Annotated in this window: 6 protein-coding genes and 2 pseudogenes; 1 reads left to right on the top strand and 7 read right to left on the bottom strand. The window is 65.5% G+C overall.

The window, feature by feature from the left end:
• From JF66_RS15515 to JF66_RS15500, 4 genes and pseudogenes are all read right to left on the bottom strand, one after another.
• A pseudogene (locus JF66_RS15515) lies at nt 1-264 on the bottom strand (23S rRNA (guanosine(2251)-2'-O)-methyltransferase RlmB); the annotation flags it as partial.
• On the bottom strand, nt 264-1,679 hold the full coding sequence (cysS, locus tag JF66_RS15510; RefSeq protein ID WP_035879451.1) for a cysteine--tRNA ligase: 1,416 nt from the start codon (nt 1,677-1,679) through the stop codon (nt 264-266). The pseudogene JF66_RS15515 and the gene cysS, both read right to left, overlap by 1 nt.
• Complete coding sequence (gene ispD, locus JF66_RS15505; protein ID WP_051973616.1) at nt 1,676-2,929, bottom strand: 2-C-methyl-D-erythritol 4-phosphate cytidylyltransferase; 1,254 nt, start codon at nt 2,927-2,929, stop codon at nt 1,676-1,678. Before ispD ends, cysS begins: the two co-directional genes overlap by 4 nt.
• Nucleotides 2,930-3,035: 106 nt before the next feature.
• Nucleotides 3,036-3,518 carry a CarD family transcriptional regulator gene (locus tag JF66_RS15500; RefSeq protein WP_035879449.1) on the bottom strand — a complete coding sequence of 161 codons (483 nt, stop codon included), beginning with the start codon at nt 3,516-3,518 and terminating at the stop codon, nt 3,036-3,038.
• 172 nt (nt 3,519-3,690) lie between these two features.
• On the opposite strand from JF66_RS15500, the gene JF66_RS15495 reads away from it, so the two are divergent.
• Nucleotides 3,691-4,191, top strand: coding sequence for a hypothetical protein (locus JF66_RS15495; protein ID WP_035879448.1), 501 nt, complete (start codon nt 3,691-3,693; stop codon nt 4,189-4,191).
• Nucleotides 4,192-4,269: 78 nt separating this feature from the next.
• Here the strand turns inward: JF66_RS15495 and JF66_RS15490 are convergent, their stop codons facing one another.
• The 3 genes and pseudogenes from JF66_RS15490 to JF66_RS25390 all read right to left on the bottom strand — a co-directional run.
• Nucleotides 4,270-4,953, bottom strand: a complete 684-nt coding sequence (locus JF66_RS15490) for a response regulator transcription factor (RefSeq protein WP_035879446.1) — start codon at nt 4,951-4,953, stop codon at nt 4,270-4,272.
• Entirely contained in the window at nt 4,950-5,102 is a 153-nt protein-coding gene (locus JF66_RS25395) for a hypothetical protein (protein ID WP_369798045.1), read from the bottom strand. The genes JF66_RS15490 and JF66_RS25395 overlap by 4 nt, the downstream gene beginning before the upstream one ends.
• An 89-nt stretch (nt 5,103-5,191) precedes the next feature.
• Nucleotides 5,192-5,893, bottom strand: a pseudogene (locus JF66_RS25390) (sensor histidine kinase); the annotation flags it as partial.
• Nucleotides 5,894-6,317 lie beyond the last annotated feature (424 nt).

The following is a 6,317-nucleotide window of genomic DNA, read 5'->3' as shown; positions in this document are numbered from 1 at the left end:
ACGGGCGGGCCCGCGGGCGCCGCCGCGCGGACCGCCTTCGGTGCTGGCGTCCTTGCTCGGACGCGACGCGAAACCGCCGGCCGCGGCGAAACGCTCCTTGGCGGCCTTCTTCTTGCCGGCGGGGTGGTACGGACGGTCTTCCGCCTTGGGGGTGGGCTTCTTGCCTTCGAGGGCCTGGCGACCCTGTCCGCCAGAGCCGACCTGGCCGCCGCGGCTGCCCTTGCGCACGGACCCGGTGCGTGCCTTGCGGTCTGTGTTCTTCATCAGTCAAAACTCCAATGGGCACCCGAGGGTGTGTCTTCGATGGTTATTCCGGCGGCGACGAGTTCGTCCCGGATACGGTCTGCGGCCTGGTAATCGCGGGTTTCCCGCGCGGTTTCACGGTCTTTGAGGAGGCGCTCAATCAGTGCGGTGAGCGCGACCATGGCCGGCTCATCCGTCGCAACCGACCAGCCGGTCGACAGCGGATTGATTCCGAGCACCTCGCTCATGGCGAGTACTTCACCGCGAGCGGATGCCGCGGCGTGCAGGTCTTCGGCGTCGAGCGCGGCATTGCCGGCGCGCACGGTGTCGTGCAGCACGGCGAGTGCCTGTGGCACGGCCAGGTCGTCGTCCATGGCGTCGGCGAATTCGGTCGGCACGACGAGGGCGCCGGAGCCGGCGAAGCGGGTGTCGGCGAGTCGCCGGTCGGCGCGGTCGAGGAAGCTTTCGACGCGTTCGAGAGCGGCTTCGGCCTCAATGAGTGCGCCGTCGTGGTAGTCGATCGTGGACCGGTAATGCGCGGCACCGAGGTAATAGCGCACGACGATCGCGCGGGCCTGGTCGAGCAACTCGGCGGCGTAGATGGAGTTGCCGAGCGACTTGGACATCTTCTGGCCGTTCACGTGCACGAGGCCGTTGTGCATCCAATACCGGGCGAAGGGGTCGCCGGCAGCCGTGGACTGCGCGAGCTCGTTCTCGTGGTGCGGGAATCGCAGGTCGAGTCCGCCCCCGTGGATGTCGAATTCGGCGCCGAGATAGCGACTGGCCATGGCAGAGCATTCGATGTGCCAGCCCGGACGTCCCTCGCCCCAGGGCGAGGTCCACGCGGCGGACTCGGGCTCATCCGCCTTGCGGCCCTTCCACAGGGCGAAGTCGCGGGGATCGCGTTTGCCGCGGGGATCGGCATCCGTGGCCGCCTCCATGTCGCCCTGACCCTGGCGGGTGAGGTCGCCATAGGCCGGCCAACTCGCGGTGTCGAAGTACACGTCTCCGGACTCGTCGTCGGCCGGGTACGCGTGGCCCTTCGCGATGAGGCGGGCAATCAGGGTTTGCATCTCCTGGATGCTCGCGGTGGCGCGTGGCTCATAGGTGGGCGCGAGAATGCCGAGACGCTGGTAGCCGGCGGTGAATTCCAGCTCGTAGCGGTAGGCCAGCGCCCACCACTCCTCGGTGGAACCCTGCACGTTCACGAGAATCTTGTCGTCGATGTCGGTGACGTTGCGAATGAAGGTCACGGTGAAACCGCGGTAGCTGAGCCAGCGGCGCAGCTGATCGTAGACGAGGGCGCTGCGCAGGTGCCCGATGTGCGGGGAGGACTGCACGGTGGGACCACAGACGTAGATTCCCACTTTGCCCGCCTCGAGGGGTACAAAGTCGCGCAGAGCCTGGGCCTTGGAATCGTAGAGTCGCATGGTCACAGGTCCAAGCTTAGGACAGGGCGCCCGCCGAGCGGCTGGTCGCCGGCAGCGAGCGGAACGAGCAGCGCGGTCGCCGTGGCCGCGATGCCTTCGCCGCGACCGGTGAAGCCGAGCGCGTCCGTGGTCGTGGCGGCGATGTTCACCGGGGCGTGCAGAAGGCCGGCGAGGAGCGCTTCCGCTTCCGCGCGACGGGGGGCGAACCGAGGTCGGTTGCCGATGATCTGCAGGGACACGTTGCCCACGCCGAAGCCGGCCTGGGTCACGAGACGCAGGGTCTCCACGAGAAAGACGTCGCCGTGGGCGCCGGCGAAACGGGCGTCGGTGGTACCGAAGATCCCGCCCACGTCGCCGAGGCCGGCCGCACCGAGCAGGGCATCGCACACCGCATGAACGGCCACGTCACCGTCGCTGTGCCCGGACAGACCGCGCTCCCCCGGCCAGAAAAGGCCGGCCAGCCACAGCTCGGACTCGTCGTCGAAGGCATGAACGTCCAGCCCCGTACCGACGCGGGGCATCACGACGGCGGGAGCCGAGTTTTCGGCGCGCAGCAGCAATTCGGCCGCCTCCAGGTCGTGGGGGGTGGTGATCTTGAACGCCAGGGCGTCTCCGGTGACCACGCGCACGCGGTGGCCTGCTGAGGCGACGAGGGCCGCGTCATCCGTTGCCTCGTCGGCGACCGTGTCGTGTGCGGCCACAAGCAGGGCGCGGGGAAATCCCTGTGGGGTCTGCACGGCAGAGAGTTCGGAGCGGTCGACGGTGCCGAGGATGGTGCCGGTAGCGTCTATACGCTTGATGGTGTCGACGACGGCCAGTCCCGGAATCACACCATCATTGGTGTCCCGCACCATCGCCACGACCCGTTCGAAAAGCGCGGCGGGTGTGAGGGCACGAGCAGCGTCGTGCACGAGCACGATTTCGACGCCGGCATGCAGCACGGCAAGGCCGCGCCGAACGGACTCCTGGCGCGTTGCACCGCCTGCCACGATGTCCGTCGATGCAGCGGCTGCAGCGGCTGCAGCGGCTGCAGCGGCGTCGACCGCGATGGCACGAGCCTCCGACACCCGGTCTTCCGGAGCGACAACAATGACCTGGATGGGATCGGGCAGGGAGTACACCGACCTCAGCGCGTGTTCAAGGAGGGTTCGTCCGGCGAGCTGCACGAAGGCCTTCGGATGCGAGCGCCCGAGGCGGGTTCCGCTGCCGGCAGCGACCACAATGACCGCGACCACGGGAGTGGGGGAATCAGTCATGTCTGTAAGCCGATTTCTGAAGTCTGAGGAGCGGGAAGATTGGCCCACAACGGGGCATGAGAAAGGCGGCACCTCACGGCACCGCCTATCGCGAGGAACGAAAGCGTTAGGACGCGAGAACCTCGTCGAGAACGGTGGAGGCCTTCTCTTCGTCGGTTTTCTCGGCGAGTGCGAGCTCGCTGATCAGGATCTGTCGGGCCTTGGCAAGCATGCGCTTTTCGCCCGCCGAGAGGCCACGGTCCTGATCTCGTCGCCACAGGTCACGTACGACCTCCGATACCTTGATCACGTCACCGGACGCGAGCTTTTCGAGGTTGGCCTTGTACCGGCGGGACCAGTTCGTGGGCTCTTCGGTGAATGGTGCGCGCAGCACCTCGAAGACCTTGTCGAGTCCTTCGCGACCGATCACATCGCGAACACCCACCAAATCGACGTTCTCGGCTGGCACTTCAATGGTGAGGTCGCCCTGGGTGACGTTGAGCTTCAGGTAGAGCTTCTCTTCACCCTTGATGATACGCGTCTTGACCTCAGTGATCGTGGCGGCACCGTGGTGGGGATAGACGACGGTCTCGCCGACCTCAAAAAGCATAGATATGTATCCCTTCAGCAACGTCAAGGATACCACAGCGCCGGGTGGTACGGTACGCAGGGTTTGCGGGGTCGTACCGCCCGACACGTGCGCGCCGCTAAGCTGTACATATCGCGAAGTTCTGCAGCGCCGTGCCATTCCGCCCGGCCGCTGCCTTGGTTGTGGAGGTCTTGTGAGTGCGCGCATCGTTGCATCCGTTTTTCTGGCGGCCGGCATCCTGCTAGGAACGAGCGCCTGCGGGTTCTACGCTCCGCAGGCAACACTCATTCAGTACGATCCGAGTGACGGCGTGAGCGGCGAGGTCGGGGATATCGCTTTCCGCAACGCGCTGTTGCTCTCCGAAGACGGATCCACCGCGAGCCTGCTCGTGACGGCCATCAACAACGGTGACACCGCGCAGAGCGTCGTCGTGCAGTACGAGGCCGGCGGCCAGAAGGTCACCACGAACGTCACGATCCGTGCCAACTCCACCGTCACCATCGGCACGAAGGACCGCCCGAGCGTTCTCCTCGAGAACATCGACAGCGCCCCCGGCGATCTCTTTCCGGTCTTCTTGCAGTACGGCGACGAAACGGGAGTCGAGCTGTTGCTTCCGGTTCTCGACGGCACCACCGGTGCGCAGTACGCCGACCTGCTGCCGACGCCGACGCCGACGTCGATTCCCGCCGCCTGACCCAACGACGACGCCTGATCCAACGACGCACAATGCCCCCGGTCCGCTGACGCGGCACCGGGGGCATTCGTTATGGGGTCAGGCCTCGAAGCGGTAGCCGAGACCCCGCACGGTCACGAGCATGGTCGGATCTGACGGCGTCTTCTCAATGCGCGAGCGGATGCGTTTGATGTGCACGTCGAGCGTCTTGGTATCCCCGAAGTAGTCGGTACCCCATACGCGGTCAATGAGCTGACCGCGAGTGAGCACGCGTCCCGCGTTGCGCAGCAGGAACTCGAGCAGCTCGAACTCCTTCAGCGGCATGTTCACGACCTCGCCCGAAACCGCCACCGTGTGGCGCTCAATATCCATGCGCACGGTGCCGGCCTCAAGCACACCCTCGTCGTTGTCCTCGTCCAGTTCGGTGTGCCGCCGCATGACCGCCCGGATGCGCGCGAGGAGCTCTCGGGTGGAATAGGGCTTCGTCACGTAGTCGTCGGCCCCCAGTTCGAGCCCCACCACGATGTCGACCTCTGAGTCTTTTGCCGTAACCATGATGATGGGGACCGTCGAGCGCACGCGGATCTCCCGGCAGACCTCTGTGCCCGGGATGCCGGGCAGCATGAGGTCGAGCAGAATCAGATCGGTGCCGTTGCGATCGAACTCGGCGATCGCGCCCGGGCCGTCCTCCGCCACGGTGATTTCATAGCCTTCACGCTCGAGCAGAAAGCTCAACGGCTCGCTGAGGGCGCTCTCGTCTTCAACCAAAAGGATGCGTGTCACTGGATGTCTCCTGTCGCCGCCTGCGCGGTGGGGGTGATGGCAGCGGGAGTCGCCGCCTCGGGAAGTCGAATGGTGAAGGTGGAGCCGCTTCCGGGCTGGGACCACACGCGAATGTCGCCGCCGTGGTTCTGGACGACGTGTTTGACGATCGACAGGCCCAGGCCAGTACACCGGTGTGCCGCGAGCGAGCCTGATCCACTCGGAAGAAGCGTTCGAACACCCGGTCGATATCGGCCTCCGCAATGCCGATGCCCTGGTCGGTGACGGTGATCTCGACCACGTTCTTGTTCCTGCGCACGCCCACTCCCACCCGAGAACCCGGCTGGGAGTAGTTCACGGCGTTGGAGACGAGGTTGTGCACGGCCACGACCAGCAGTTTTTCGTCGCCGTAGACGCGTGCCCCGGTTTTCTTGCCGACCGCCAGAGTGATGTTCTGAGCATCCGCGACAACCCGGCTCTGGTCGACGGCGGCCGCCACGAGGGCGTCCACGTCGAGGTATTCCGGAGTGGCGAGTGCGTCTTGCGCCTGGAGCCTCGACAGTTCGATGATCTCCTGGGTGAGGCGTCCGAGCCGGGCCGATTCGGTGGTGAGCCGGTTCGCGAATCGACGCACCTGCACCGGTTCGTCGGCCGCGTGGTCGAGGGCTTCCGCGAGCAGGCTCACGGACGCGATCGGCGTCTTGAGCTCGTGGCTGATGTTCGCGACAAAGTCTCGCCGCACCTCGTCGAGGCGGAACGACTCCGTTCGATCCTCCGCGAGGATCAGCACGTACCGGGAACCGAGCCGGGCCAGCCGCACCCGATACCGCAAGCTCCCGTCGTTAAACGGTCCACGGGACAACACGAGGTCCTGGGAAATCGCCTCACCGTTTCGCCGCACCTGTCGAGCCAATTCGATGAGTTCGGGATGCACAAGCTGCTGGTTGAAGACCAGACCCATCGTCAAGGCGGCCGCTGAGGTCTTGATCACGTTGTTCGACGGATCAAGAACGATTCCGGCGGATTCGAGGGCATCCAGGACCTGGTCGATACCATCGGGCACGACGGGGTTCACGACCTCGGCGGCACGCCGTCCGTGGTGCTCTGCCATTTGCAGTAGTGCCATGAAACCGGCACCGACCCCCAGCCCGAGTGCCAGTGACACCAGCACGAGCCATGTCGATTGCATACACCTAGATTACTGACGTTTCTGGGGTGCCAGACGCAGCGGAGGGGCTGCATACCCTGTACTTTAGTAACTGTTCAATCCCCCGGCATCTCCCGTTCACTTTGATGCGGCACAATTTGTCGGGGCCAATGCGGGCCAGAGCCGGTCTAAGCGGGTCTGCGCCAGGGGGATGCCCACGCCTGAGAAAGGACCACAC

Source organism: Cryobacterium sp. MLB-32 (assembly GCF_000738085.1).
Taxonomy (GTDB): domain Bacteria; phylum Actinomycetota; class Actinomycetes; order Actinomycetales; family Microbacteriaceae; genus Cryobacterium.
Note: the sequence above shows the minus strand (reverse complement) of the source record. Positions and strands in the feature narration are given on the sequence as shown.

Excerpts from the sequence above, each read along its gene's own strand:
- JF66_RS15500 (WP_035879449.1), bottom strand. The coding sequence starts at position 3,518 with ATGCTTTTTGAGGTCGGCGAGACCGTCGTCTATCCCCACCACGGTGCC.
- ispD (WP_051973616.1), bottom strand. The coding sequence starts at position 2,929 with ATGACTGATTCCCCCACTCCCGTGGTCGCGGTCATTGTGGTCGCTGCC.